This window comes from Novosphingobium sp. Leaf2 (assembly GCF_001421325.1).
GTDB lineage: Bacteria > Pseudomonadota > Alphaproteobacteria > Sphingomonadales > Sphingomonadaceae > Novosphingobium.
Window position 1 is genome coordinate 536,104 of the sequence record NZ_LMJY01000001.1, and the last position, 26,679, is coordinate 562,782.

At 63.8% G+C, this 26,679-nt stretch carries 31 protein-coding genes and 1 pseudogene; 17 read left to right on the plus strand and 15 right to left on the minus strand.

The genetic code is table 11. The features are described 5' to 3' along the window. Positions 1–31 precede the first annotated feature (31 nt). From ASE49_RS02635 to ASE49_RS02660, 6 genes are all read left to right on the plus strand, one after another. On the plus strand, positions 32–1,651 hold the full coding sequence (locus ASE49_RS02635) for an FAD-binding oxidoreductase (RefSeq protein ID WP_056768513.1): 1,620 nt from the start codon (positions 32–34) through the stop codon (positions 1,649–1,651). Beyond that, positions 1,648–2,658, plus strand: a complete 1,011-nt coding sequence (locus ASE49_RS02640) for a zinc-binding dehydrogenase (protein WP_056768515.1) — start codon at positions 1,648–1,650, stop codon at positions 2,656–2,658. Before ASE49_RS02635 ends, ASE49_RS02640 begins: the two co-directional genes overlap by 4 nt. A 73-nt stretch (positions 2,659–2,731) precedes the next feature. Further along, the gene (locus ASE49_RS02645) at positions 2,732–4,786 is read left to right on the plus strand and encodes a hydantoinase/oxoprolinase family protein (protein WP_056768517.1); all 2,055 of its coding nucleotides are present in this window, start codon (positions 2,732–2,734) and stop codon (positions 4,784–4,786) included. Between the two features lie 15 nt (positions 4,787–4,801). After that, entirely contained in the window at positions 4,802–6,679 is a 1,878-nt protein-coding gene (locus tag ASE49_RS02650; RefSeq protein ID WP_056768518.1) for a hydantoinase B/oxoprolinase family protein, read from the plus strand. 122 nt (positions 6,680–6,801) lie between these two features. Next, complete coding sequence (locus tag ASE49_RS02655) at positions 6,802–8,115, plus strand: acetyl-CoA hydrolase/transferase family protein (protein WP_056768520.1); 1,314 nt, start codon at positions 6,802–6,804, stop codon at positions 8,113–8,115. Positions 8,116–8,135: 20 nt separating this feature from the next. After that, entirely contained in the window at positions 8,136–8,588 is a 453-nt protein-coding gene (locus ASE49_RS02660; protein WP_235522792.1) for a hypothetical protein, read from the plus strand. Positions 8,589–8,609: 21 nt separating this feature from the next. Here ASE49_RS02660 and ASE49_RS02665 read toward each other — a convergent pair whose 3' ends face one another. Genes ASE49_RS02665 through ASE49_RS02680 form a run of 4 tightly spaced genes read right to left on the minus strand, consistent with a single transcriptional unit; the run spans position 8,610 to position 11,877 of the window. After that, positions 8,610–9,425 carry an alpha/beta fold hydrolase gene (locus ASE49_RS02665; protein WP_082456253.1) on the minus strand — a complete coding sequence of 272 codons (816 nt, stop codon included), beginning with the start codon at positions 9,423–9,425 and terminating at the stop codon, positions 8,610–8,612. A gap of 50 nt (positions 9,426–9,475) precedes the next feature. Continuing rightward, complete coding sequence (locus ASE49_RS02670; RefSeq protein WP_056768522.1) at positions 9,476–10,423, minus strand: hypothetical protein; 948 nt, start codon at positions 10,421–10,423, stop codon at positions 9,476–9,478. Between the two features lie 45 nt (positions 10,424–10,468). Beyond that, entirely contained in the window at positions 10,469–10,912 is a 444-nt protein-coding gene (locus ASE49_RS02675; protein WP_056768523.1) for a hypothetical protein, read from the minus strand. A gap of 56 nt (positions 10,913–10,968) precedes the next feature. Continuing rightward, positions 10,969–11,877 carry a LysR family transcriptional regulator gene (locus ASE49_RS02680; protein ID WP_162234212.1) on the minus strand — a complete coding sequence of 303 codons (909 nt, stop codon included), beginning with the start codon at positions 11,875–11,877 and terminating at the stop codon, positions 10,969–10,971. A gap of 102 nt (positions 11,878–11,979) precedes the next feature. Between ASE49_RS02680 and ASE49_RS02685 the strand changes: the two genes are divergently transcribed. Both ASE49_RS02685 and ASE49_RS02690 read left to right on the plus strand, forming a co-directional pair. Then, entirely contained in the window at positions 11,980–12,237 is a 258-nt protein-coding gene (locus tag ASE49_RS02685) for a hypothetical protein (RefSeq protein WP_056768525.1), read from the plus strand. 14 nt (positions 12,238–12,251) lie between these two features. Beyond that, positions 12,252–13,391: a class I SAM-dependent methyltransferase gene (locus tag ASE49_RS02690; protein ID WP_056768526.1), complete on the plus strand. Its 1,140-nt coding sequence runs from the start codon at positions 12,252–12,254 to the stop codon at positions 13,389–13,391. 119 nt (positions 13,392–13,510) lie between these two features. Here ASE49_RS02690 and ASE49_RS02695 read toward each other — a convergent pair whose 3' ends face one another. Next, positions 13,511–14,332, minus strand: coding sequence for a TorF family putative porin (locus tag ASE49_RS02695; RefSeq protein ID WP_056768527.1), 822 nt, complete (start codon positions 14,330–14,332; stop codon positions 13,511–13,513). Between the two features lie 249 nt (positions 14,333–14,581). Here ASE49_RS02695 and ASE49_RS18010 point away from each other — a divergent pair, with 249 nt between their 5' ends. Then, the gene (locus ASE49_RS18010; RefSeq protein WP_156370037.1) at positions 14,582–14,731 is read left to right on the plus strand and encodes a hypothetical protein; all 150 of its coding nucleotides are present in this window, start codon (positions 14,582–14,584) and stop codon (positions 14,729–14,731) included. A gap of 44 nt (positions 14,732–14,775) precedes the next feature. Here the strand turns inward: ASE49_RS18010 and ASE49_RS02700 are convergent, their stop codons facing one another. Beyond that, positions 14,776–15,462 carry an SDR family NAD(P)-dependent oxidoreductase gene (locus ASE49_RS02700; protein ID WP_056768528.1) on the minus strand — a complete coding sequence of 229 codons (687 nt, stop codon included), beginning with the start codon at positions 15,460–15,462 and terminating at the stop codon, positions 14,776–14,778. A 221-nt stretch (positions 15,463–15,683) separates the two neighbouring features. On the opposite strand from ASE49_RS02700, the gene ASE49_RS02705 reads away from it, so the two are divergent. Further along, complete coding sequence (locus tag ASE49_RS02705; RefSeq protein WP_056768529.1) at positions 15,684–16,898, plus strand: MFS transporter; 1,215 nt, start codon at positions 15,684–15,686, stop codon at positions 16,896–16,898. A gap of 99 nt (positions 16,899–16,997) precedes the next feature. Further along, positions 16,998–17,420 (plus strand): (R)-mandelonitrile lyase, encoded by a 423-nt coding sequence (locus tag ASE49_RS02710; RefSeq protein WP_056768530.1) that lies wholly within the window; start codon positions 16,998–17,000, stop codon positions 17,418–17,420. A 247-nt stretch (positions 17,421–17,667) separates the two neighbouring features. Here the strand turns inward: ASE49_RS02710 and ASE49_RS02715 are convergent, their stop codons facing one another. After that, positions 17,668–18,225 carry a TetR/AcrR family transcriptional regulator gene (locus ASE49_RS02715; protein ID WP_056768531.1) on the minus strand — a complete coding sequence of 186 codons (558 nt, stop codon included), beginning with the start codon at positions 18,223–18,225 and terminating at the stop codon, positions 17,668–17,670. Positions 18,226–18,328: 103 nt separating this feature from the next. Between ASE49_RS02715 and ASE49_RS02720 the strand changes: the two genes are divergently transcribed. The 3 genes and pseudogenes from ASE49_RS02720 to ASE49_RS18895 all read left to right on the plus strand — a co-directional run. Next, positions 18,329–19,117 (plus strand): SDR family NAD(P)-dependent oxidoreductase, encoded by a 789-nt coding sequence (locus ASE49_RS02720; protein ID WP_056768532.1) that lies wholly within the window; start codon positions 18,329–18,331, stop codon positions 19,115–19,117. Next, positions 19,114–19,311, plus strand: a complete 198-nt coding sequence (locus ASE49_RS18505) for a hypothetical protein (RefSeq protein WP_200921946.1) — start codon at positions 19,114–19,116, stop codon at positions 19,309–19,311. Before ASE49_RS02720 ends, ASE49_RS18505 begins: the two co-directional genes overlap by 4 nt. A gap of 29 nt (positions 19,312–19,340) precedes the next feature. After that, a pseudogene (locus ASE49_RS18895) lies at positions 19,341–19,679 on the plus strand (hypothetical protein); the annotation flags it as partial. On the opposite strand, the gene ASE49_RS18600 reads toward ASE49_RS18895, so the two are convergent. After that, positions 19,587–19,925 (minus strand): hypothetical protein, encoded by a 339-nt coding sequence (locus ASE49_RS18600; RefSeq protein ID WP_235522793.1) that lies wholly within the window; start codon positions 19,923–19,925, stop codon positions 19,587–19,589. The pseudogene ASE49_RS18895 and the gene ASE49_RS18600 overlap by 93 nt on opposite strands. Between ASE49_RS18600 and ASE49_RS18900 the strand changes: the two genes are divergently transcribed. Continuing rightward, entirely contained in the window at positions 19,891–19,995 is a 105-nt protein-coding gene (locus ASE49_RS18900; RefSeq protein ID WP_442945931.1) for a zinc-binding dehydrogenase, read from the plus strand. The genes ASE49_RS18600 and ASE49_RS18900 overlap by 35 nt on opposite strands. Here the strand turns inward: ASE49_RS18900 and hglS are convergent. From hglS to ASE49_RS02755, 6 genes are all read right to left on the minus strand, one after another. Then, positions 19,970–21,322 carry a 2-oxoadipate dioxygenase/decarboxylase HglS gene (gene hglS, locus ASE49_RS02730; RefSeq protein ID WP_056768533.1) on the minus strand — a complete coding sequence of 451 codons (1,353 nt, stop codon included), beginning with the start codon at positions 21,320–21,322 and terminating at the stop codon, positions 19,970–19,972. The genes ASE49_RS18900 and hglS overlap by 26 nt on opposite strands. Before the next feature lie 114 nt (positions 21,323–21,436). Next, on the minus strand, positions 21,437–21,856 hold the full coding sequence (locus ASE49_RS02735; RefSeq protein ID WP_056768534.1) for a DoxX family protein: 420 nt from the start codon (positions 21,854–21,856) through the stop codon (positions 21,437–21,439). Between the two features lie 31 nt (positions 21,857–21,887). Then, a complete protein-coding gene (locus tag ASE49_RS02740; protein WP_056768535.1) occupies positions 21,888–22,298 on the minus strand; it encodes a hypothetical protein in 411 nt (136 codons plus the stop codon). A 76-nt stretch (positions 22,299–22,374) separates the two neighbouring features. Then, positions 22,375–23,793, minus strand: coding sequence for a metalloprotease TldD (gene tldD / locus ASE49_RS02745; RefSeq protein ID WP_056768536.1), 1,419 nt, complete (start codon positions 23,791–23,793; stop codon positions 22,375–22,377). 64 nt (positions 23,794–23,857) lie between these two features. Beyond that, complete coding sequence (locus tag ASE49_RS02750; RefSeq protein ID WP_056768537.1) at positions 23,858–24,055, minus strand: zinc-finger domain-containing protein; 198 nt, start codon at positions 24,053–24,055, stop codon at positions 23,858–23,860. Between the two features lie 128 nt (positions 24,056–24,183). Continuing rightward, on the minus strand, positions 24,184–24,753 hold the full coding sequence (locus ASE49_RS02755) for an FMN-dependent NADH-azoreductase (protein ID WP_056768538.1): 570 nt from the start codon (positions 24,751–24,753) through the stop codon (positions 24,184–24,186). 91 nt (positions 24,754–24,844) lie between these two features. Here ASE49_RS02755 and ASE49_RS02760 point away from each other — a divergent pair, with 91 nt between their 5' ends. Both ASE49_RS02760 and ASE49_RS02765 read left to right on the plus strand, forming a co-directional pair. Further along, positions 24,845–25,246, plus strand: coding sequence for a winged helix-turn-helix transcriptional regulator (locus tag ASE49_RS02760; RefSeq protein ID WP_056768539.1), 402 nt, complete (start codon positions 24,845–24,847; stop codon positions 25,244–25,246). Between the two features lie 72 nt (positions 25,247–25,318). Next, entirely contained in the window at positions 25,319–26,281 is a 963-nt protein-coding gene (locus ASE49_RS02765; RefSeq protein WP_056768660.1) for an ABC transporter ATP-binding protein, read from the plus strand. A 201-nt stretch (positions 26,282–26,482) separates the two neighbouring features. Here the strand turns inward: ASE49_RS02765 and ASE49_RS18425 are convergent, their stop codons facing one another. Next, positions 26,483–26,653: a hypothetical protein gene (locus ASE49_RS18425; RefSeq protein ID WP_162234213.1), complete on the minus strand. Its 171-nt coding sequence runs from the start codon at positions 26,651–26,653 to the stop codon at positions 26,483–26,485. Positions 26,654–26,679 lie beyond the last annotated feature (26 nt).

Below are 26,679 nucleotides of genomic sequence, written 5' to 3' on the forward strand. Positions count from 1 at the left end.
TTCGGTCACTGCCATAACTTCGGGATAGATCATGCAACAGGATGGACTGCTGGTGGAACTGCCGGGCACGGATGACCTGCACGCCAAGTTGACGGCCATTGTCGGGGCGGAAAACATCCGCACGGACGACGCATCGCGGCGGCTGCACAGCGAGGATATCTGGACGCCGGTCGGGCCCGTCGTAGCGCTGATCGTCGCGCCCGCAACCGTGCAGGAACTGGCCGCTGCCGTCGCCACGGCACGTGCGGCAGGCTATGCGATCGCGCCGCGCGGTGCCGGCATGAGCTACACCGGTGGCTATGTGCCCGTAGCCGACCGCACAGTCTCGCTCGACATGTCGCGGATGAACCGGGTCGTGCGCATCAACCGGGAAGACATGACCGTGACCGTCGAGGCCGGCGTGACTTGGAAAGACCTGAACGAAGCGCTGGCCCCGCACGGCCTGCGTACGCCGTTCTGGGGGCCGATGTCCGGCCTCAGCTCCACCATCGGCGGCGGTATCTCGCAGCTCAACGCGATGTTCGGCGCGGGCCATTACGGCACCTCGAGCGAGAGCGTGGTTGCGCTGACCGTGGTTGCCTCCGATGGTTCGATCATCCGCACTGGCGCGCGCGGGCCCGGCGGCGAAACCCCGTTCTATCGCCACTTCGGGCCTGATCTGACCGGCATCTTCTGCGGCGACTGCGGCACGCTTGGCATCAAGGCGGAAATTACCTTGCGCCTCATCACCATGCCCGCCGTCGAGGATCACGCCTCGTTCTCGTTCCCCAGCGGCGAGGCGATGCTCGAAGCCATGGCCGAGATCGCGCGCCAGGGCCTGGCGGCGGAAACATGCGCCTTCGATCCCGGGTTGACCGTGGTACGCATGAAGCGCGCTTCGCTCACCGCCGACGTCAAGACGTTGAGCGCCGTCGTCGCCAAGGAGAAGAACTTCGGCAAGGGCATCCTCGCTGCTGCGAAGATCGCGATGGGCGGGCGCAACTTCATCGCCCCCACGGATTATCCGCTCCATGTCATCTGCGAGGGCCGTTCCAAGGCCGCAGTCGATCACGACATGGCGGCAACCCGCAAGATTGCCGCGCAGTTTGGCGGCGCGGAGATCGAGAACAGCATCGCCAAGGTGATCCGCGCCATGCCGTTCCCGGCGCTCAACTCTATGGTCGGCCCCACCGGCGAGGCGTGGGTGCCGGTGCACGGCGTCTGCTCGCTATCCACCGCGCCCCAGGCTTTCGCTGATATCCAGGCGCTGTATGCCGAGCACAAGGCGGAGATGGACGCTCACGAAATCCACACCGGCTTCCTGTTCACCACGATGTCCAGCAATGCGATTGTCGTGGAGCCGGTGTTCTTCTGGCCCCAGGGCTGGCGTCCCGTCCACGAGTCTGCGGTAGAGCCTGCGCACCTCGCGCGCCTGCAGCAGCGCCCGCAGAACGAGGCGGCGACGGCGCTCGTAACGTCGCTGCGCAAGGCGGTGGTGGCGATCTTCGAACGCTATGGCAGCGGCCACTTCCAGATCGGGCGCACGTATCCCTATCGCGAAAGCCGCGATGCGCTGTCCAGGAACCTGCTGGACGGGATCAAGGCGATCATGGACCCCGACGGCGTGATCAATCCCGGCGTTCTCGGCTTCCCGGTGAAGGGCAACGCATGAGCGGGACGTACCGCGCGATCCAGCTCCAGCGATTTGCCGATAGCTTTCGCGCCGCCACGCAGATCGTCACGCTCGATCTGAACGATCCGGCGCCCGGCCAGGTGCTGGTGCGCAATCACTACTGCGGCATCAACGGCATCTTCGACACGCAGATTGCCCGCAACGCCGTCGATTACGTGAAGATCGGCCTGCCCACGCTCACCGGTGTCGAGGCGATGGGCATCGTCGAAGCTGTCGGCGAGGGTGTCACTGAGTTCAACGTGGGAGACGCCGTAGTCACCACGCGCTTTCCCGGCGGTTATCGCGAATGGAACCTGGCGCCGGCATCGCACTTCGTCAAAGTGCCCGAACTCGCGCCCGAATGGCTGGCGCTCGCGTCTACCGGGGTGTCGGCGTCGATGGCTCTGGAGCACATCGGCGCGGTGAAGGACGGCGAAACGGTCGCCATTTCCGCTGCAGCGGGTGGCCTTGGTCACTTGATGGTGCAATTGGCGGTGGAGCGTGGCTGCCATGTCGTGGCGGTGTGCGGCGGCGCGGACAAAGTGGCGTTCGTGCGCAGCCTCGGCGCAGCGCGGGTGATCGATTACCGGTCCGAATCCGTGGCGGACATTCTCGCTGCCGAATACCCTGACAAGCTCGACGTTGCGGTCGATACGGTAAGCGGCACGATCTTCGACGCGTTCCTCAAGAACGTGGCGCCGCATGGCCGGGTGGTGGTGGGCGGCGCGGCGGCGGACCTGGAAGGCCGGCCCGAGATCGTGACGCAGCCGCGCATCGCGCATAGCCTGTACTACAAGGGCGCATCGGTGCGCGGGTTCATGAACGGCCTGCTGACCGAGCAATGGCCCGCCGCGCGTGAGCGGGTGTTCGCTGCCTATCGCTCGGGCACGCTCAAGGTCCGGTTCGACGATCGCGCGTTCACGGGCTTGGATGGCATTTACGACGCGGTCGAACGCCTGCTTTCGGGACAGTCCATCGGCAAGGTCATCGTGGACCTGCGACCGTGACCTGCCCTGCGGCCGCGCATGGCAGCGGCACCGCACATTCCTATTTCATTTCCGTCATTCGCAAGGATTGCCCATGGCTTATCGGCTAGGTGTAGATGTTGGTGGCACGTTCACCGACCTGTTGCTGTTCAAGGAAGATACCGGCGCGTTCTGGCGCCACAAGACGCCCTCCACCCCGCATGACAGTTCGGAAGGCATTCTCAACGGCCTTAACGCGGTTTGCGAGAAGGCGGGCATCACGCCAGCTGACATCGAGGTTTTCCTGCACGGCACCACCGTGGCTACCAACGCGGTTCTGGAAGGCAAGGGCGCGCGTGTCGGCCTGATCGTCACCGAAGGCTATCGCCAGGTCATGCAGATCGCCCGCAGCTTCGTGCCCGGTGGCCTTGCCGGCTGGATCGTTTGGCCCAAGCCCGTACCGCTGGCCGCACTGGAAGACACGGTCGAGATCAAGGGCCGCATGACCGCGCAAGGGCAGGAACTGCGCCCGATCGACGACGAGGACATTCGCGCCGCGCTGCGCAAGCTCAAGGCGCAAGGCGTCGAGGCGCTGACCGTCAGCCTTATGAACGCTTACCTGAACGGCGTGCACGAAGCGCGGGTCGGCGAACTGGCGGCAGAGATCATGCCGGACGTGCCGGTTTCGCTCAGCCACATCGTGCTGCCTGAAATGCAGGAGTACGAACGCACCCTGACGACGGTTGCCAACGCTGCGGTGCGCCCCGTGGTAGGACGCTACGTGCGCAACTTGCGCAACCAGCTGCGCGAGGCCGGTATGGCGGGCAAGCTTTCGCTGCTGCGCTCGGACGGCGGTCTGATGACCTCGGAGAAGTCCGAAGAACATCCCGTCTCGCTGCTGATGTCGGGCCCGGCCGGCGGTGTTACCGGCGCGATCTGGGTCGGCAAGAACAGCGGTATCCGCAACATCCTGACGCTGGACGTGGGCGGCACCTCCACCGACGTCGCGCTGATCGAAAACCTGGAAGCGCGCCGCGTGCGCACCACCGAAGTCGGCCACCTGGCGGTGCGTGCCTCCGCGCTGGACGTGAAGACGGTGGGCGCGGGCGGCGGTTCGATCGCGTATGTGCCCGAACTGACGGGCGCCTTGCGCGTGGGCCCGCAGTCCGCCGGCGCCGTGCCCGGCCCGGTCGCGTACGGCAAGGGCGGTACGCTGCCGACCGTGACGGACGCCAATGTCGTGCTGGGCTACCTGCCCGAAGCGCTGCTGGGCGGCACCTTCAAGCTGGACCGCGAAGGTGCGATCAAGGCCGTGCAGGGCATTGCCGATGCGCTGAAGATCGACCTGTACGCTGCGGCGCGCGGCATCATCGACATTGTGAACGAGAACATGTTCGGCGCGCTGCGCATGATCTCTGTGCAGCAGGGTTACGACCCGCGTGACTTCGCGCTGATGGGCTTTGGCGGCGCCGGCCCGATCCACGTCAACGCGGTGGCGCGCCTGATGGGAAGCTGGCCCGCCGTCTCGCCCGTCTCGCCGGGCGTGCTGTGTGCGCTAGGCGATGCGACCACGCGGATGCGCACCGAAACCGCGCGCTCGTTTTCCACCCTTGCCTCCAAGACGTCCGCCGAAGACCTGCTCTCCGTGCTGGCCGAAATGGAGCAGCAGATCCGCGAGGAACTGCGGGCCGAGGGCGTGGCTGAAGGGGACATCGACGTCGTTTTCGAAGTGGATGTGCGGTACTCGGGCCAGGCCTTCGAAGTGCCGATGGAAGTGACCATCGACCAGCTGCGTGACAAGGGCATCGCTGCCCTGACTGAACGCTTCGATGAAGAGCATTTGCGGCTGTTCACCTTCAACATGGACAGCGAGCACGAGATCGTGAATTTGCGCGCCGTGGCCCTGGGCCAGGCGCTCGACCTGCCGGCGGCCCGTCTGCCGGAAGGCAACGGCGATCCCGCGCATGCCAAGCTGCGCGACCATCAGTTGTACATGGATGGGCGCATGCAGCCGGCGGTGATCTACGATCGCGCCAGGCTGAAGGCCAAGGACGTCATCAAGGGTCCTGCCATCGTCATCGAGATGGACTCCACCACGCTCGTCGAGGCGGATTGCATCGCCACGGTCGACGCGGTCGGCAACATCCTCATCACTCTCGCCGACGCCTGATCGAAGGACGCCAAGATGCCCGCACGGATCATCCAGACCAACGCAGCCGCCTTCGAGAAGAAGGTCATCGACCCCGTAACCCTCGACATCATCGAGAACGCCTTGCGCAATGCCCGCGTGGAAATGGACGCCACCTTGGTGCGCACCGCGATGTCGCCCGGCATCCGCGAGCAGGGTGACGCCTTCCCGCTGATCGCAGACCACAAGGGCCGCATGATCGTGGGCCAGTTCGGTTCCTACATCGGCCCGTTCCTGGACGGGTACGAAGGCACCGTGGAAGAGGGCGACCTCATCATGCTGTCCGATCCGTATTCGGTGGGCGGTGCGGTCAGCCACAGCAACGACTGGCTCGTGCTGCTGCCGGTGTTCAAGGACGGACGCCTGATCGCCTACACCTCGATGTTCGGGCACCAGTCCGACATCGGCGGCATGGTCGCCGGCTCGATGCCGATCGTCGCGACCTCGATCTTCCAGGAGGGCGTCCGCATCCCGCCGGTGAAGATTTACAAGCAGGGCGTCTACAACGAGGACATCGTCAAGCTGATCATGCATCAGGTCCGCACGCCGGACTGGTGCAAGGCTGATCTCAACGCCCTGATCGCCTCGTGCCGCGTGGCCTCGCGCCGCGTGATCGAGATGGCCGGGCGCTTCGGAGATGACGTGTTTGTCTCCGCTTGCGAGGAACTTCTGGCGCGCAACCACAAGGCGATGGCGCAACTGATCGACACCGCGATCAGCGAGGAGAAAGTCAGCTTCGAGGACTACATCTGCGACGATGGCATGGGCTTTGGCCCTTACAAGATCAAATGCACGATGTGGCGTGAGAACGGCCGGGTGGTCCTGGACTTTGACGGCACCGACCCGCAGTCCGTCGCCTCGATCAACTTCTTCCTCAACGAGAACATGATGCGCATGTTCTTCGGCATCTACATGATCATGGTCTTCGATCCGCAGATCCTGTTCAACGACGGCTATTACGACCTGATCGACGTGCGCATTCCGGAAGGTTCGCTGCTCAAGCCACGCTTCCCGGCGGCGCTGTCTGGCCGCACCCACGCGCTGGGCCGCATGTTCGACATTCTCGGCGGCTTGCTGGGCCAGAAGACGCCGGAGTTCCTGACGGCGGCCGGCTTCTCGTCCAGCCCGCACTTGTTCTATTCCGGGTTCGACAAGGCGGGCGAATACTTCCAGCTGTTCCAGATCGGCTTTGGCGGCATTCCCGGTCGTCCGCTAGGCGATGGGCCGGATGGCCATTCGCTGTTCCCCAATTTCACCAACGTGCCCAACGAGTTCCTCGAACGCTATTTTCCGCTGGTGATCGAGCGTTACGAGACGGTGGCGGACTCCGGCGGGGCAGGCCTGCACCGCGGCGGCAATGGCATCATCATGTCCTACCGCTTTCTGGAGAAGGGCAAGATCGCGATCCATGACGACCGCTGGTTCGTGCCGCCCTGGGGGGTCAACGGCGGCGCACCGGGCGCGCGGGCGCGCAAGATCCTGGAAAAGCCGGATGGGTCGCAAACCATCGTCGGCAACAAGATCGAGGATCTTGAGGTAGAGGCGAACGACGTGCTCCACTTCATCACCTGGGGCGGCGGCGGCTGGGGCGATCCGTTCGAGCGCGATCCTGCGCTCATCGCCAAGGAGATCGAGCAAGGTCTGGTCACGGCCGAAGGCGCGAAGGCCTACGGCGTGGTGATCGGCAGCGACGGCACGGTGGACGAGAGCGCCACTCAGGCGCTGCGCGCCCGCCTGCGCGATGAGCGCGGTGAGATCGCGGTGTTCGATTTCGGCCCCGATATCGAAACCTTGCGTCGAGAGTGCGAAGCGCAAACCGGCTTGCCCGCCCCGCGCGCGCCGCAGTGGGAGCATTTCGCGCAGGCTGCCGAATAAGGCAATTTTACGGGCGACACCGGGCGCATGGCGCTTTAGCCTTCGGTGTCGCCCTATTATCCAGCCCGTCACTCGGCCGCGATACGACGGCGGAGGATGGACGCAGGAGAGGGTTGAAAACGATGAATGCAGCGCACCGGCAGCGGTATCGCGCCTGTCAGCGCACGGCGGTCGATGCCGCCGCGCTCATTCCATCGGGCGCCAAAGTGGCGATGGCGCTGGGCGCCGGGCAACCGCCGGCGATTCTGTCCGCTCTCGCCCAGGCGGCAAGGGCTGGCACCGTGCGGGACGTGCACATCTATTACCTGTTGTGCACCGGCATTGCCGGGGCAAGCGTGTTCGACTTCGATCTGCACGATCGCGTTGTGCCGATGAGCTACTTTCATGGCGGCGTGGAGCGTGCACTGGATAAACGCCGGGCGTCCAGCGGGCTGCCGCCGGTCGATGTGCTGCCCTGCCACTTCAGCCAGGTGCCGCGTTCGATGACCGAGCATGTCGGCGTGGATACCCTGATCGCAACCGTTGCGCCGATGGATGCGGACGGCAATTTCAGCCTGGGCACCAGTACCGACTATTCTCTCGCCGTTGCCCGCAAGCGCGGCGTGCGGATCATCCTGGAGGTGAACCGCAACATGCCTTACGTGCGCGGCGATTGCATGATCCCGATCGCGGACGTGACAGCGCTGGTCGAAAATGACGTCGACGACCTGCCAAGCCTGCCACCGGCGCCGCGCAGTGCCACCGACGATGCAATCGGGGCGATCATCGCCGGGCTCGTAAACGATGGTGATTGCCTGCAGATGGGGATTGGTGCCCTGCCGGATGCGGTGTGCGCCGGGCTTGCCGGGCATCGCCATCTGGGCATCCACACCGAAATGATGACGCCGGGCTTGTCCATGCTGATGCAAAGCGGCGTGGTCGATAACAGCCGCAAGCAGATACACGCGGGCACCTCCGTGTTCACGTTCGCGCTGGGCGACAAGCCGTTGTACGCGTTCCTCGACGGCAATCGCGATGTGGAAGCCTATCCGGTCGAATACGTGAACAATCCCGGCATCATCGCCCGTAACGACAATGTCGTGTCGGTGAACGCCACGCTCCAGATCGATCTCGACGGGGCCTGCAACTCGGAATACGTCAACGGACGCCAGTATAGCGCGTCGGGCGGTCAAGTCGATTTCGTGCGCGGGGCCTATGCGTCCAGGGGCGGGCGATCCATCATCGCCTGCCATGCCACCGCCGCGGGCGGCACGATCTCCCGCATAGTGCCGCGTTTGACAGGGCCCGTCACCACGCCGCGCAACGACACGCATATCGTGGTCACCGAATTCGGTTGGGCGGACCTGAAGGGCAAGACCACCCGGCAACGCGCCGAAGCGCTCATCGCCCTTGCCCACCCGTCTTTTCGCGAAGATCTCGCGCGGGGCGTTTTTTAGAGGTGATCGAGAGTTGAGGCGTGGCTGAAAGCTGCGACCCTGTTGCCCTCGCCGAACGCCACGCCAGACAGCGCCTCGGCAAAACGCAATTGGCGTTTATCGTGCTGCAGTGCAATATACGCGCCATGCAGAACCTGTTTCGAATCGCTTTCTGGCTGGCACTCGTGTTCGCCGTGATCATGGCGCTTGTCCCCCATCCGCCGGAATTCCCTGGCGAGCCGGGGGACAAGTTCCAGCATATGCTGGCATTCGCCACACTCGCGGTGCTGGGCGTGCTGGGATACCCGCAGATACCAAAGCTCAGGATCGGGTTGGGTCTGGTAGTGTTGGGGGCGGGGATCGAGATCGCGCAGATGATCCCGCAATTGCATCGCGATGCCGAATGGAGCGACCTGGCTGCCGATACCTGTGCGGTGATGGTCATGATCGCGCTGGCGGCGCTGGCGCTGCGCACCATTCGCGCCAGGCGCTGAACCAGCCTGTTCGCTTGCGCGTCACTCCCGGTCGAGAAAGTCCCGAACCAGCGCGACAGCATCTGACGTGGAAGCGTCCAGGAAGCCGTGGCCCCATTCCGGCTTGTCGACGATGTGGCCGTCAACCATCAAGGCTGCGGCACGCGGCGTGAATTGCACAAGGTCGTCGTCAGGGTTGATGACCATGATCGGCTGCTTGACCTCCGGCAGCCCCATGTCGGGCTGGTGATTGAACGCGGCGCGATGGCCGTACCATGCCCGGTTGCGGCCAAGCAGGCCATCGGGAAACATGTCCGCCACCGCCTCCAGATCAAGCCCGTGACCGAGGTTGTGATGTGAAAAGCTGCGCCATCGTTTCATCACGTGTTCGCCGTCAAGGCTGGGCAGGATGGGCTGGTACAGACTGCGCATCGCTGCACGTTCCTCATCATTCAGCAGCGGCGCGGAAACGAGGACGATGCGGCGGATCTGTTCGGGCCGCATGCGGGCAAGATCGCAGGCAATCAGCGATCCGGTATGATAGCCCATGATATCCACGGGCCCTTCGATCCCCAGCGCGTCGATCACGGCCGCCATCGCGCGCGCGTAGTCGGATATTTCGGGCAACTCCTCCGGCGTGTCCGACATCCCGAAACCGGGGGTGTCTACCGCAACGGCCAGTCTGTCCTCCCCCATCTGCGCGATGAACCTGGCATATATGCGCCCGCTCATTGGGCTCATGTGAAAGCAGAGCAGGGGCGGACGCTGGGGGGACGAAGGCCCTGCAACCCGAATGTGTATCTGCCCGAAGGGACCGTCCACATACCTTCTACGAACAGCAACCATGCGTAGCTCCATTTTCACGAAACGGGGAATTGTGTTGAGCGGCGATCAGCATGACGGCACCGTCAGGCGGACAGGATCTCCAGCGCCTGATACCAGGCACCGTTAGGCGCTTTGACCGTGGCGATCACCGCGTCTCCCAAGCCTGGGATCGCTACCTGGGCCGTCTTTACGCCTGCCGCCTGCGCAACAGCCGCAGCATTGCGTACCCGGACGGTCGCACCCAGCAGCCCACGGTTGGGCGGAGAGGAAGCGGCGTGCAGCGAGCGTTGCGATCCGGCTGGCAGGCCGTAATCGATCACCCCGAAATAAGGTTCGCGCTTACAGGTGCCCACGTTCCAGGCGCGGAGCCGCAGCTGCTGCGTGCTGCCGACCATGGCGTCAAAGCTGGCATCCTCCAATCCGTATCGATGGATGACGTCCAGACCCAGCACGCGATCGAAGAATGCGAGTGTTGCCGCCGAATCCTGCACCGGCCCTGAAATGCTTTGCGGTTCGCTGACCAGGCGGTCCCGAACGGTGGCCAAGTCGGCGAACAGGCCGGCATCGCCGGAAATCAGCGCACAGACAACGCCGTCCGGACCCCACAAGTGCGCTTCCTGATAGCGGCCTTCCGGCGTGTCATACTCCGCGATTTCGGGCTTGAAGAGAAAACCGGTGCGCTCGATCGCGGCGCGCGCGGCTGGCAGGTCGGGCGCGTAGAAGTCGATCACCTTGAGCGCATCGCAATCCGAACCGCGAGACGGATCGCGGATCTGCTCGCCGCCTACGGGGATAAACTGGACGAGCCGGATACCGAAAGCCGTTCCGGGCGTAGCAAGCGTAACTTCACGCGAACCGTCGGACTCGATGCCCCAGATAGCGCGCGTTTCCGCAGCGGTCCGGTCGCAACGCCCTGCCTCGACCAGCCCGAATGCCGCGAACAGGGCGATATGCGCATCAAGGTCGCTTGAGGAGATGATCGGCCCGTGGATCGAAAGTGTTTCGGGCCGGGTCTGGTCCGGTGTGGCCATGTCAGAAACGCTCCATTTCGCGCGTCGGGTAAGAAAAGCGATGCATCAGTCGGCGCGGCGTTCGCGTGCGAGTGTGACCTTGAATAACCGTTCGTCACGAAACCAATGCCAGGTCCGCGCCCGGCTCTGGCCATCGGGACTCACCTGGATCATCTCGCACACGCGGATCGCGGGATCGTTCGCATACGTGAAGTTGAGATACACGGTCTGCTCGTCGATTTCGGACATCCAGCCGACCAGGCGATCACGCCACTCCAGCCGATCGTTGCGATAGTCGGCGAGCAGTTCGATCCGGGTTTCGCGCCCGTCTCTCCAACGATTGTGGATGCGCAGGCAAAAGTCTGCAGCGCCATCAGTGGGAAAGTCCGAATCGGTATCGACCGCGTGTTCGTCGATCAGACCGCCAGCGGGATCAAGATGGGTATACGTGCCTGTCCATCGGCCACATCCCCTTGCAAGCACCGGGAAGCGCTGGGCCATGTCGGTCATTGATCCATCTCCGCCTGACTGCACGTTCGGTCAGGCTAATATGTATTATCTGTATGTCAATTAAATGCCTTGGCCACGTCGTGCAGCACTGCGGCAAGATTACGCGCGGCAGTGAGGGGCCGGGTGCTGCGGCGCATGAACAGGAACGCCGCCCGCCGCTGTTCGAAGCCAAGCGCTGGCAGCGCCGCAACAGTACCGGACGCCAGATCGGCGCGCAAAACGCCTTCACCCATCAGGCAGATGAAGGGCTCTTCCTGTAGCAGTCCGCGCGCCAGGTCGGCGGATTCCGATCGCAGAACGTAGGCGGGCGGGGGCAGACGGTGAGCCGCGAACACCGCGTGTATGCGATCGAGCCGGCCTGACCGGCGCGGCACGATCCACGGATACTCCAGCAGCTGCGCGATCGTTACGCTATCGTGCCGGAGCAGCGGATGCGCCGCACCCACCACCAGGGCATCGCGCTCCTCCAACAAAAAGGTTTGCTGCAGGCGATCATCGATCTTCACGCCATCCTCCGGCGCGCTGAGTACGAGATCGAGATCGCCCGCCAGCAAACCGTCAAGCAGCGGGGCAGAGAAGCCCACGTCCACCGACACCGTGGCTTCCGGCCAGCGCTGCCGAAAGCGGCTTATCGCGCGTGGTAGCACGGACTGGGCAAGGCTGAGGCTGGCGCCGATGGCCAACTGCTGCGTGTCCGCTTTGCTCAGAGCGTGAAGTTCCGCCGCCGCCAGCCCGTATTCGGCGAGGATGGCGCGTGCATGGGCGACAAGCAGTTCGCAATGCGGGGTTGGCCGTGCTCCCGCGCGGCCGCGTTCGAACAGCCGATTGCCAACGGCATCTTCCAGCGCCTTGATGCTCTTGCTGATCGCCGGCTGGCTGATGCTGATGGTCTGTGCGGCTTTGGCAAACGAACCCGCGTCCACCACTGCGACCAGATGGCGCAGCTTGGCGGGATCGATGCGCATGAAGTCCATAACCAAGTGTTATGGATAATGCCCGGATCTGCAATAGCCTGGCTCGTCCGATGATGAGAACTTGCGCATACCAACTATGGAGCGGCCACGATCATGCCAGCCGATACGACGCCCGCCGATGCTCTTGGCACAACCGTTGCGGATCGCAGCTTGCGCATCGCCACGGCGTTGTCCGCCGAAGTGATCGTACTGCGCGAGCGTCTGGCGATCATCGAGCGGCTGGCCGCAGAGCGCGGTGTGTTCAGCGGTGCTGACATCGACGGTTATCAGCTATCGCCAGAGGCTGCCGCAGAGGCGAAAACCAAGCGGCTCTCGTTCCTGGAACGGGTGTTCGGCGCGCTGCGGGCATGAAAGGGGAGTCTGAAATGCACGAAACCCCTCATGCCATGATGATCCCGGCCCCCAGCGACGATGCGTCGCGCGAAGCGTATTGGGGGGAGTTGCAAACCTTTCTGGAAGCGCAGGTGCGCCCGACGTTGCGGGCCCATTACGACAGCGTCGTCGCGCCACGGCTTAACCAGGCGCTTGGCCGTGCCCCGGATCGGCACGCGATTGCCGAAGCGATGCTTGAATACGAAGCCAACCGGGCGTGGTACATCGCGCGCACCGAAGCGCAGCGGCAGGCCTTCGACGCGTCGCGCGCCATCGTGGAGGGGCAGCTCCCGGCGTTGACGGCGCGCGCGGCGGCGCTGGGCAATGGTCCGGCGCGGCTGGAGCTGGACCCGGACCTGGCGTTCCCCACCTACATCCAGCCAGAGCCGCACAACATGGCCGGTGGCTACGATGACACGGGTAAACGCGATCCGCTTGCCGCCGGCGCTACATACGATCGCGCGCTGGCCGTGCATCGCGTCGCCGCGATGGGCCCGCTGGTCGATGATGTTGGCCACAGCATGGCCGCCAAGCTGATCGCGGCATTTCCCGATTTCGCCCCCTCGCGCATCCTGGAGATGGGGTGCACCGTGGGCCACACGCTGCTGCCGTTCAAGCAGGCCTATCCGCAAGCCGAGGTCATCGGCATCGATGTGGCAGGCGCCTGCCTTGCTTTCGGTGCTGCGCGCGCGTCCGCGCTGGGCGTGGCGGTGACGTTCAGCCAGCGCATGGCGGAGCGGACCGGCTACGCGACAGAAAGCTTCGACCTCGTGTTCTCGCGCATTCTGCTGCACGAAACCTGCGACCAAGCCACGCGCGATATCTTTGCCGAATGTCACCGCCTGCTGCGGCCCGGCGGCATCATGTTCCATTCGGACGCGCCGCAGTTCGATGAACTCGATCCCTACACGCAATCGCTGCGGGACTGGGACATCCGTTGCAACGCGGAGCCGTTCATGGATGGCTATTATGCAATGAACCTGGAGGACGAGTTCGCGCACGCCGGCTTCGATCGGGCAAACATGTTCCGCCTCTACGCGCCCAGCCTGATCGTGCAACAAGGCTTTCGCGCACAGGAAACGCGCACAAGCGGCGGGCGCTATTTCCTGGCTGGCGCACGCAAACCGCTTTGAAAGGTAGGGTTGGCGAGGATAGCAATGCAAGGCGCCGCCTCCGACAGCGCCTTGATGACAAATTGATTCGCCAGTGGGCGTCTGCCTACAAGGGATGGTGCCCGGTTCTGCGCTTGCCGTCAGAATGCAGCCGTCAGGGAGGCGACGAGCGCGGCGTTGGCTATCGAGCCCGAACCGTCCTGCCCCTTGCTGAAATTGGGTTGCAGCCGCGCGGCCCTCGCCGCCGTAATGTCGGTATCGATGTAGGACAGGTTCAGGGTGAGATTGCGCCACGTCGTGTCCATGCCGATCGACCAGTCCCAGTACTTTCCGGTAGGGGAAACGCTGGTGCCGTTCGGACCAAGGCCCGGGTTGCCGTCGGAGTGCCCGATATGCGCCTTGGCGGTGAAAGGCGTGCCGCCGATCGCAAGGGCGCCGTCACCCCACACGTACAGGTTGTCCTGCTTCTGTCCGCGACTGTTCGGCGCATTCGATACATTAGCGAGCGCATACTGCTTGGGCGCATAGGCGATGCCGCCGGTCAATGTGGCAGGTCCGGTGGAACCTGACAGCTTGACGTAGGGTTCGGCGAAATCGGTATCGTTCGCGCCGCCCGGATACATGTACCAGGTCAGGCCAACGTCGAGCGTGGCGTTTTTGCCCAACTTGGCCTTGTAGCCACCGATCAGGTCGAGTTCCATGTTGGCACCCCCGAAGGTGCCCCATCCCGCGAGGTTGGAGGCCCAGGTGCCGACATAGACGCCGCTTTCATGACTGACGGTCAGGCCGCCCTGAATAGCCATGTGATCGTCAGACTGTGAAACCCCGCGAAACCTGTAGTCGGTCGCAATCGCGACTGAACCGGAAACGGTAATGGGTGTGGTCGCCGCATCCTCCTGCGCACGCGCCGCCAGAGGGACAAGTGCGGTGATCAGTGCTGCGGCCGTAACGATGGATTTCATGGGGTTCCTCATTGGATTGCTTCGCATCGGGCGAAGCGCTTCGAGGAGGCCCAAGTAGATCAGGACCGCGTTTGATATCGAGAGTACGCGCGCGGCTATCGCATTGTATTTCCGCATGAACGAGGCGCGGCGGGTGGCGAAACATCAAAGGCCGGTGCGATTAACATCGCCGCGCATGCGCTTAGCTTCAGCGGCGGCGACGCGGCGCTGTCCTATGGCAGCTTCAACTTCGTTCAGGGCAAGGCCACTGTGACGGGACCGATCACCGATACGCTTGCCTTCCGCGTCTCCGGCGTCAGCACCCGCCGCGATGGCGTGATCGACAACATTCGTACCGGCGCCAAGGAGAACGCGGGCTTATCCTGGCCACGCCAAGTGATCCGCGCACGATCGGCGTGACGTTGCGCTTCAGCCAGCAGTTCGTGCTGATGATCGCTTGGGGATCACCACGGCACATCCGTGTTGAAGCGGTCCACATAGCGCAAGCCCCGTTTGCCGCGATTGGCCTCTATGGTGTCGACCACATGGGGGATGCTGTCCGCGATCGAGAGCGGTGCTTCGTCGCCGCCCATGTCAGTGCGAACCCAGCCGGGCGCCATGAGCAACAAAGCGTGTGCGTCGCTCGCGTGATGCGCGGCATAGCCTTTCATCAGCATGTTCAGCGCCGCCTTGCTCGATGAATACAGCGGCCAGAACCCGGTGCCGTTGGCGATGCTGGCAAGGCCGGATGTCATGATCGCGATCACGCCGCCGTCGACGACTCGTTCGTCCAGCAGCTCGACCACGCGCACCGGGGCGAGCGCGTTCGTCAGCATCATGTCGACAAAATCCTGCTCGTTCACGTCGACCGGGGTCTTGTCGTTCGACAGCGCGATGCCGGCATTGACGAACAGCACGTCGATCTGGCGGCCATCCAGTTTGGCATGCAATGCGCGAACGGACTGCACATCGAGGATGTCCAGGTTCTCGATGACAAGCGCATCACCGAAGCGGCCCGCCAGTGCATCCAGCCTGGAAGAATTTCCGCGCGTGGTCGCGATGACGTGCCAGCCCCGGCGCAGCCATTCTTCGGCGAGCGCAAGGCCCAGGCCGCGCGAGGCGCCGATGATCAGGACGGTTTGGCGTGCCATGGTCTTCTCCAAAGTGTGGTGTTGTCAGAACTTCGTTGTAACGATTGAAGTGCCGCCGTTGACGCAAAAATCTTGGGCGGGGATGAACCGGGCATCCGGGATGGCCAGACACGTGCCGCTCGATCCACCATAGGTTCCTGCCGTGACGTTGAATACTGCTCATCGAAGCCTGCCGATTTTGCCGTCTAATCCATTCCGGCGCGAGAGCTTAGATATACGGCATGGCGACAGGAACGCTTTCACTCCACCCGGTGGCCCACGCGCGCAGCGGCGGCTGGAGCGCTGTCTTCGCATTGACCTTGTGCGTCGCCACATTGATCGCGTCGGAATTCATGCCCATCAGCATCCTGACCCCGATCGCCTCCGATCTGGGCGTCACCGAAGGAAATACCGGACAGGCCATCGCAGTATCCGGCCTTTTCGCCGTGCTCACCAGCCTGAGCTTGTCCTGGCTCACGGCAGGCATGGACCGCCGCACGCTGCTGCTGGGTCTGGCGGTGCTGATGCTCGTATCGGGGCTTACGGTCGCGCTTGCACCCAACTTCGCAGTGTTCATCGTGGGCCGTGCGCTGATCGGCATCGTCATCGGCGGCTTCTGGTCGATGTCTGCCGCCACGGTCATGCGGCTGCTGCCTGAAAACGGCGTCCCGCGCGGCCTTGCGATGTTGAACGGTGGCAATGCGCTGGCGACTACCGTCGCGGCCCCGCTCGGCAGCTTTCTTGGCCAATACATCGGCTGGCGCGGCGCCTTTTTCGTTGTCGTGCCACTTGCGATCATGACCTTTGTCTGGCTCTGGCGCACCCTGCCGCAGATGCCTTCCGCACGTGGGGGAAAAGCCGCCAGCGCGCTGGGCGTCTTGCGCAAGCCCGCCGCGCGGCTGGGCATGGCGGCGGTGGCGCTGCTGTTCATGGGCCAGTTTGCGCTGTTCACCTATCTGCGCCCGTTTCTGGAGACTGTTACCGATCTGAGCATTTCGCTGCTCTCGCTGGTGCTGCTCGCTATGGGTGCAGCCGGATTGATCGGCACCTGGCTGATCGGGCGCGTCATCGCCAGAAGCCTTACCACCACGCTGATTTTCGCGCCTCTTGTGATGGCTGCGATCGCGCTCGGGCTGGTTGTCACCGGCACGATTCCGGTGGCGACAGCGGCGCTTCTTGCGGGCTGGGGCCTTGTCGGCACCGCCATTCCTGTCGCCTGGTGGACCTGGCTGAGCCGGACGCTGCCGGAGGATGTGGAGGCCGGTGGTGGCCTGATGGTGGCTGTGGTTCAGCTTGCCATCACGCTGGGCGCAGGGGGCGGGGGCGTACTGTTCGACGTTGCCGGCTACCGCGCCACCTTCATCGCCAGCGCGGCCTTGCTGATCGGCTCTGCCGTTCTTGCACTGCTCGGCGCGCGGCGTTCGGCAACAACCGCTACAGCCCCGTCAGTCGCCTAGACACGAATGCCGATAGTCCTGACGATCCTGGCTACAGCCGCTGCGTTGCAGGCCACCGCCAATCCGCAACCGACAAAATTCGAAACTGGAGCAGTAAATATGGACATCATGCGCAAGGATGACATGAAGACCGTCGCCGGCCCCGCCGAGAATTTTACCGGCACGGTGACGATTACCGGGCAATTCGCGCGCCCCGATCCGTCGCGGGTAAGCGGGGCGATCGTTCACTTCGAGCCTGGCGCGCGGACGGCATGGCACACCCATCCGGCCGGCCAGACTCTGATCGTGACCGAGGGCGTCGGCTGGACCCAGATCGAAGGCGGCGCGAAGCTGGAGTTCCACGCTGGCGACATTTTGTGGTGCCCCGCCGAGCATAAGCATTGGCATGGCGGAACGCCTCATGCCAGCATGACTCACATTGCGATCCAGGAGGCGGTAAACGGGACGCCGGTGACCTGGATGGAAAAAGTGACAGACGAGGAATATCTCGCGCCGCTTGGCTCAAAAGTCATCGCCCCCTGATCGCGGTGCTTTCGACAAGGAGGTTTTTTGAAGCGTATCTGACCAAGGGGATCCCGCCTCACGCCGATTTCCTCAAGAGCATGGCGGATGCGCGGGATCCGCTCGTGCAGGCCGGGGTCGGCTATTACGAGCATTTCCCTATGATGCCGTTGCGCACACGGGGCTGACGCGCCGCCAGCGTTGACATACGGGCGCTATCGCGAATTCTAACCGTACCCTTCAGGTTCGTGGCGATGGCGCGGCACGTTTATGTCGGCGTCTCCGTTGCACCCTTGATCCAGCTTCGCGTTGCCGAGAGTATCTCGTCTGCCAGCGGCACCTCGCCGACAGCGCGTGCGAGCACGACGGCGCCGACCATGGCTGCCCATTGCCCGATCGCGGCTTGCCGGCGTTCCCCGTCACTCGCTGCCGGCATGCTTTGAACAAGCCGCGCCAGCTGTGCTTCGACGCCTGATGCCATCGCCGCCTTGGCCTCCGGCGTTTGCAACCGCATCAGGCCTGCAAGGCTTGCCGTAGGGCAGCCCTGGGCCGGCGTGTCGCGGTGCGCGGGCGACAGATACGCATCGACCAACCCGCCAAGCTCCGCCGTGGCGACGCGGTCGGGTGACAGGCTGTGCGCCACTACAGCTGCGATCAGCGCATCTTTCGATTCGAAATGGCCGTAAAAGCCGCCGTGGGTAAGACCTGCGGCCTTCATCACGTCCGCGACGGTCACCGCATCGAAACCGCGCTCGCGAAACAGGCGTCCGGCTTCTTCCAGGATACGGACGCGGTTGGCGTCCATCTGCTTTCGGCTGACTCGCATTTTGAAACCTCCTGCGGTGCGCTTGACATATAAATGATGATGATCATATATGATTTTACATGACAAATGTCATCCAAAATCCATCACCACGAAGGATCAGCCCATGACCGCACCAAAAGTTCTCATAACCGGCGCCTCGTCCGGCATTGGCGCCATATATGCAGACCGCTTCGCCAGGCGCGGGCATGGCCTGGTGCTGGTGGCGCGCGATGCGGCGCGAATGGAGGCGCTGGGCAACCGACTCCATGCGGAAACAGGCGTCAATATCGATATTCTGCCGGCCGATCTGGGCAAGGAGGCCGGGGTGGCGAGCGTCGAAGCGCGCTTGCGGGACGATGCCGATATCGGCGTTCTGGTCAACAATGCCGGGCTCTCAGTGGGCGGCCCTTTCGAAACGCAATCGCAGGCCGATCTCAGCAACCTTGTTGCCGTGAACGTGGTCGCCGTTCAGCGGCTCGCTCATGCCGTGGCCCCCCGCTTTGTCGCCGCCGGAACCGGGACGATCATCAATGTCGGCTCGGTGGTGGGGCTGGTGCCGGAATTTGGCCAGGCCGTTTATGGTGCCACCAAGGCATTCGTCTTGTTCCTGTCCCAGGGGCTGGCGCACGAACTGGGACCGAAGGGCGTTTATGTTCAGGCGGTTCTGCCGGCTGCGACTGCAACCGAGATCTGGAGCCGAGCCGGCGCGGACCCGGCGCAAATTCCCCCGCTGATGGGCGTTGACGCGCTGGTCGATGCGGCGCTCGTCGGGTTCGATCGCCGCGAACCGGTCACCATTCCGCATCTGCACGACGCGGCGCAGTGGGACACGTATCAGGCGGCGCGCGTGGCGATGATTCCGGGGTTTGCGCAGACGGTGCCGGCTCCGCGCTATAGGGCCGATCTGACGTGAAGGCGTTCGTCCTTGATGCATACGGCAAAGGTGCGCCGCTACGCCTTGCCGACGTGCCCGATCCCATCATTGGCGCGGATGATGTGTTGATCGAGATTCACGCCGCCAGCCTCAATCCCCTCGACAGCAAGATCCGGGACGACGCTTTCAAACAACTGCTGGCAAACAACTGCTGGCATACAAGCCGCCGTTGATCCTTGGTCATGATGTTGCCGGCAAGGTGGTGAAGGTCGGGCGTGCGGTGCGCGGGTTCGCTGTCGGCGATGACGTCTATGCCCGCCCGCGTGATGGGCGGATCGGCACGCTTGCCGAACTGATCGCAGTTCCGGCGGCGGACGTGGCGCGCAAGCCTGCATCGCTGTCCATGGAGGACGTCGCGGCATTTCCACTGGCGGCGTTGACGGCGTGGCAGGCGCTGGTTGAGCGTGGCAAGCTAACCGCGGGCCAGAAGGTTCTGATCCACGCCGGATCAGGCGGCGTTGGTGTGGTTGCGATCCAGCTTGCCAAGCATCTTGGCGCGACCGTCGCCACGACCGCCAGCAGCACAGGCGCCGATCTGATGCGCCGGTTTGGGGCGGATATCGTTATCACCTATAAGACGCAGGATTTCAGCACGCGGCTTACAGGCTACGAACTCCTCCTTGCCAGCCAGGATGCCAAAACGCCGGCGCGGCCGGTCGGGGTGTTGAAGCCGGGCGGCATGCTCATCTCGTTGTCGAGGCAGCCAGCTCGCGCAGATCGCGGCGCTGGTCGATGTCGGTGCGATCACGCCGGTGATCGACCGCCGGTTTCCCTTCGTCGATGTCAACGCGGCCTTCGCCTATCTCGATACGGGCCGCACCAAGGGCAAGGTCATCGTGTCACTGGATCGAGGGTAGGCCTGCATTCGGCCATTGCTTGCTCCTGCGAGGCGTCCTCTATCGCTTGGTAAAGCGTGAAAGGATCGTGCACGGGCCTCCCCAGCGCGCTTTCGAATGCGGCTTGCGAAGACGAATTTTTATACGTGTCGGCGGGGCCGCCGGCCAGATTGGAGCGGAAGATCCCGGCCGCGCTGACGGGCAGAAAATCCTCGTACGTAATGGGCGATGCCTGCAGCAGCCCGCGCTTCACTGCGTCGTCTGCGGACACGGGTGCATCGGACGAGGATACACCCGTCCATACGTACCGAGCATAAATCAGGCCTTGAGCGCGCATCGTTTCGAAGTCGTCCGGGAATGCGCTGAAGGCTTCGGCCATGCCGCTGGTTTTGGCGTTTTCCAGGCACTGGTCATACAGCGCGCGGCCCTTTGGGGTGAGGGCAGCGCCGCGCTGTTCGATCTCACCAAACCGGGCGGTGTGCTTGGGCGCGCCATGCCCCCCGTGCCCTTGCGCATCCACTGGACGGAATGTTTCGGCCAGAGCGTGGAAGCTGGTTTGGCGCAGCAGGATCGGCACGGCGCGCGCCGGCGGACCTTCGATCACGTCCTTTACCGCGATCCCTGCGGCGCGCATCGCATCCTGTGCGGCATCGATGTCGAGCGTGCGCGGCGTCAGGTGGTTGATGTGCGGGCCGTGGAAAGACACGATGTCGGCGATCAGACCGTGCGCCGCCAGCAGGCGCGTATACGTTGCCGCATCGACGATCGCGTCGCCATGCCAGCGGAAGATGTCCAGCGCTTGTGCCACGAAAGCGTCGGCGTCGGCTTCCACCAGGCCGCCCTCGGCTTCAGCCTTGGCCACCAGCGCCAGACACGCTTCGGACGCGATGTGGCGCCCGGCCAGGATCTGCTGGGCCTGCGCGCGCAAGGCTGTGTCCGTGATGAGTTCGCTGCGCAACAGCGAGGTGAAGACGCGAAACGGGCACGCCGCGAGGCCGGCTTGCGTGATCGGGCGAAATGCCGTGGAATGCACCGGGATGCCTGCAGCCGCCAGATCATAATAGCCAACAGGCTCCATGCCCATCACTGCGAACACGCGCGCGAGAGTGGCCAGTTCATGCGCCGTGCCGACCCGCACCGCGCCGTGGCGTTCCTGCCCCAGCCGGCCCGTTTCCCCATCTGCGTCCAGGCGCGCGGCAAGGGCAGGGTCGGCTGCCAGCGTTGCCGCGTTAACCCGCGTTACGATGGCGATAAGGTCGCCGTATAGGGGCACTTCCTCGCGGTACATGGCGGACATGGCGGCGGAAAAGCGCGAGCGGATCGCATCGGGGGATAGCATGACGGCCATGTCCAAAAACGCTCCCATTGCCGGCTGTGCGCGATCTCGCGCGGTTCAACCTAAAGCGCGTATCTGCCACGGGATTGCGCAAACAGAAACGATCATTTCACGCGCAAGACACGATCATGCGCGGCGGGGTATTGGTTTCCACGGCCAGTTGGTGATGCCGGCCGCCCACAGCGGCCACCAGATCAGCACCGGCTGCAGCAAAAGGCGCGGGACATGATAGGCAAGGCCCAGTCCGTGGTCCGGGCGCGCCATGTCGTTCACCATGTGCTGGGCGTTGGCCGGCCACACGCACAAGGCGTAAAGCGCAAGGCCCCACGCAGCAGCGATGCGCAGACGCGGCGACCAGGGTTGCAGCAACCCGGCGGCGCCGGCGATCTCGGCGATGCCGGTCAGCATTACCGTCAGATCGGGATGGGGAACCCACCGTGGAACGATCGCAACAAACGGGGCGGGGTGCGCCAGATGAAGCACGCCAGCGGCTGCGTAAATCACGCCCAGCAGGGATCGAGAGACGGCGCGCCCGGTTATCGTCATGCCGCGATCCTCAACTGCCGGGCGGCCAGCGTCACTTCGCGTCTGGGACCTTGGTGTACGGCACAAAATCCTGCAAACTGACGAAACCGCGCCACATGTGTCCGGCGAAGCGGTCGCGCAGCTGGATGGTGTCAAGCCGGCACAGCTGCGAGGTGTAGAGCTTGGTCACCATGATTTCGTCGTTGTTCAACTGATCGGCATTGGTGGGCCGGTTGACATAGACCGTGCCGCCCACGCGGTAGACCAGCGCCGTCTTGTCGATCAGGGTGACGTTGTTGGTTTGCGAATAGGGAATGCACGTCACCGGTTTGCCGGCCTGACGCCCCTGCAGGATTTTTGCCAGCTGCTCTTCGCCCGTCAGCTTGGGCCGGGCATCGGCGACAGGCACGCCCAGCACGGAAGCGCCGAGGGCAAGTGTGGCGGCAATCGCAAGCGTCTTCATGGCCTGATCCTCTTAAACCCGTCCCCATACTATCCCGTCTATCGCACGATTCGTCTGAACTTGTGCTGACCGGAGGTCAGGCCGTGCCGCCCACGGTCAGTCCCTCGATCAGCAGCGTAGGCTGGCCAACGCCTGCCGGAACGCTCTGCCCGCCCTTGCCGCATACACCCACGCCGCGATCAAGCTCCAGATCGTTGCCGATGCCGCGCACCTTGGTCAGCACCGAGGGCCCGTCGCCAATCAGCGTCGCGCCCTTGATCGGCGCGCCGAGCCTGCCGTTTTCGACGAGGTAGGCCTCGGTGCACGAGAACACGAACTTGCCCGATACGATGTCGACTTGTCCGCCACCGAAGTTGCGGGCGAAGATGCCCTTCTTCATGCCTGCCAGCAGCGCGGCGGGATCGTCGTTGCCCGCTTTCATGAAGGTGTTGGTCATTCGCACCTGGGGCGCGTGGGCGTAGTTTTCGCGGCGACCATTGCCGGTGGGATCGACGCCCATCAGCCGCGCGTTTAGGCGATCTTGCATGTACCCTTTGAGGATGCCGTCCTCGATCAGCACTGTCTCGCGCGTCGGCGTGCCTTCATCGTCGATGGTGAGCGAGCCGCGCCGGTTGGGCAGCGACCCGTCATCGACGATGGTGACACCCGGCGCTGCCACCCGCTCGCCAATGCGGCCGGAGAACGCGGACGTGCCCTTGCGGTTGAAATCGCCTTCAAGGCCATGGCCGATCGCTTCGTGCAGGATCACGCCCGGCCAGCCCGGCGCCAGCAGCACCGGAAACTCGCCCGCCGGCGCGTCGATGCTTTCCAGGTTCACCAGCGCGGTGGCCAATGCGGCGTCGATCGCTTCGTTCCAGTTTTCCCGCTTGAACAGGTCATCGTACAGATAGCGACCACCCATGCCGAACGAGCCGGTTTCGCGCCGCCCGTTGCTTTCGGCGACGATGGATACGCTGAGGCGCACCAGCGGGCGCACGTCGGTTGCCACATAGCCATCAGGCCGCACGATCTCGACCACAGACCATGAGCCTGACAGGCTGGCGCTGACTTGCGCCACGCGCGGATCGCGGGCGCGGGCAGCAGCGTCGATCGTTTCGAGCAACTGCACCTTCTTGGCGAACGGTATCAGGTCGAGCGGCGAAGCGTCGGTATACAGCTTGGCGTTGGTACGGATCGGCGCGGCAGGCCGCGCGGGGCCGGCAGGATCGAGCAGGCGCAGGGTTTCGCCGGCGCGGCGGATCGCGGCGGCAGAAATCTCGTTGGCGTGGGCAAAGCCAGTCATTTCGCCGGAAACGCCGCGCAGGCCGAACCCGGCATCGCGCGAATAGTCCGCCGTTTTCAGCCGCCCGTCATCAAAACCGAACGCCTCGCTGGCCACGAACTGCATGAACAGTTCGCCGTCCTCGCAATTTTGCAGCGTTTGCGCGGCGAGCGCCTGCGCTTCCTGCGGCGAGAGCTGGGCGTAGAGGAGCGAGCGCGGATCGGTGCTTGTCATCGCCGGGATATAGTAAGCCTTGCGCGCGGGCGAAAGGCATCATCGGCGAGGGGGCGGGAGGGGCTCAGGCCGCCTGCTGATCCGCCGGGCCGCCCTTCAGCACGAAGCGGCGATCGCAGTACCCGCATTCGGTGTAGCCGCGCTCGTCGATCTCAAGCCAGACGCGCGGATGCCCCAGCGCGGCGCCGCCGGGAATGTCGGTTGCCCCGTCGCAGGAAACGCGATGGGAATCGGTGAGGATGGTTTCAGGCGGTTTGGTCATGGTGCGCTGCAATTACCAACGCCGCGCACGGATTGCCAGATGCGAATGTGCGTGGGAGCGGTTGGACGCGCAAAATTCCGCCACCGTGCGCAGGGCGCGGCGGCGGAATTCGTCTCAAGCGATGGGCGTCAGGCCGACACTGACAGGGTGCTCGCCTGCTCGACCGCACTTGATACCGCGTTTTCGCAGGTTTGCGCGTCGATGGCGATCCCCTCGGCGAGGATGAACGTGGGGTCCTGAATGCCGATGAAGCCGAACACCGCGCGCAAGTACGTCTCGGCATGTTCGACAGCGGCGCCGGCCGCGCCTTCGCCGTAATAGCCGCCGCGCGCCAGCCCGACATACACCTTCTTGTCGCCAGCCAGGCCAACCGGGCCTTCGGCGGTGTAGCGGAAGGTCTTGCCAGCGATCAGGATTCGATCGATCCAGGCCTTGAGCTGGCTGGGGATCGTGAAATTGTACATGCCGGCGCCGATGACGATGATGTCCGACGCCAGGAACTCCGCCAGTTCGGGGGTGCCGTCCGGTGCGCCGAGCACGTCGGTGGTAAGGTGCGGCAGCGCGTCGGAGGCAAGGTCGCGATAGGTAACGGTGATCGAAGGGTCGGCTTTGGTCAGCGAAGACACGATCGCTGCGGAAATGGCGCGGCTGGCGGAATTTTCGCCAAGAATGCTGGAATCGAGGTGGAGAAGCTTCATGGGGGAGGGCCTTGGTCTGGAAAAGTGACCAGGTCTAGCTATGTTGGCGTGACGCGTTCGCCAAGGGCGCATATTTGCGGGACCTGGTACCATGAAGCTGACTACCTTCGACGAAGCTGATCTGCCGGTGCACGATCCTGCCAGCAAGGATTGCCGGCTGGTGGGCGATATCCTGGCCAGGGTGGGTGACAAGTGGTCGATGCTGATGGTGATGACGCTGCTGGATGGCCCGCTGCATTTCAACGAACTCAAACGTGCCGTGCGCGGCGTTTCGCAGCAGATGCTGTCACGAACGCTGCGGGCGCTGGAGCGCGATGGACTGGTGGTGCGCACCGTGCATGTCAACGTGCCGGTGCGCGTCGAATATGCGTTGACTGACCTGGGCCGCTCGCTGGCCACGCCGGTGGCGGCACTGGGTGCGTGGGCGGTCGAGGCGCGGCCGGCGATCGAAAGCAGTCGCCAGGCCTTTGACAGCCGCAATGACAGGCCATAGCGCGGCGGTTTCGACCCGGAAGATGGCCGATGCAGTCTTTACGCCACGCTCGGCGTGCTTCACATGGCGGGCATGACTAAACCCTCTTCCAGCTCGACACCCGCCATAGCCATCCGCGATCTGGTCAAGCGTTACGCGCCGGCCGGGACGGACGAAGGCAAACTGGCATTGAAAGGCGTGTCCTTCGACGTGCCGGAAGGCGGCATATTCGGGCTGCTGGGCCCTAATGGCGCGGGCAAGTCCACCTTGATCAACATCCTTGCCGGGATGGTGATGAAAACGTCCGGATCGGTGGACATCTGGGGGTTCGACATCGACCGCGATACCCGCAACGCCAAGCGGTCAATCGGGATCGTCCCCCAGGAAATCGTGTTCGATCCGTTCTTTACTCCGTTCGAGGTGCTGGAAAACCAGGCCGGGCTTTACGGTATCACCAAGGCGTTGCGCCGTTCGGAAGACCTGCTGCGCGCGGTGCATCTGGCCGACAAGCGCAATGCCTATGCCCGCACCCTGTCCGGCGGCATGAAGCGGCGCCTGCTGATTGCCAAGGCGCTGGTGCACCGGCCTCCGGTGCTGGTGCTGGACGAGCCGACCGCCGGCGTGGACGTCGAACTGCGTCGACAGTTGTGGGAACTGGTGTCGGAACTGAACCGCGAAGGCGCGACGATCGTGCTGACCACCCACTATCTGGAAGAAGCGGAGCAGCTGTGCGACCGCATCGCGATCATCAACCACGGCGAACTGATCGCCAACAAACCGACGCGCGAAATGGTGGGGATGGCGCGTGAAAAGATCATCGTTCTGACCTTTGACCGTGACGTGACGGCGCTTCCCGATCATCCTGGCTTTGTGAAATGCGAAGTGAGCGGGGAGCGCGTGCTGGAAATCACGTATGACAAGGATCGCAGCAACGCGGGTGAAATTCTGTCTGCAGTGCAGGCGCAAGGCTTCACCATCGTGGACGTGACCACGCGCGAGGCCGATCTGGAGGATGTGTTCGTCAGCCTTACTACGGAAGTGCGCGAAACCGCTTGATTCGCGGTCAACGGATGCCGCAGCCAAGCCTTGGTTGCGACCGGAATAGTTTATCACACTAACGAAGATTTGCCGGCGTAAAGCGGCGGATGGCGTTTCGATGGAACGTGAACCGCGGGCGGTCAACTGTGATGGCCGTGAGGACCGCACCACTCTGGATCCTGCCAAAGAGCGCTGCTTGGTTAGGCGCGGGTTAACGTTTTAACCGTCGGACTTCTTGTGATCGTCAAGCTTCCACAAATGCCGCTTCTTGCGGCGAATCTGCATGCCGCAGTTCTTGCACGTACCGACGTAGCTGATGCCATCCCAGGTCACGTCGGAGCGGACCGGGTCATGCCTGTTGGCAAAGCATAAGGGTATCGAGATGGCCACGATAAACTGCCCTTTAATGTGGTTCC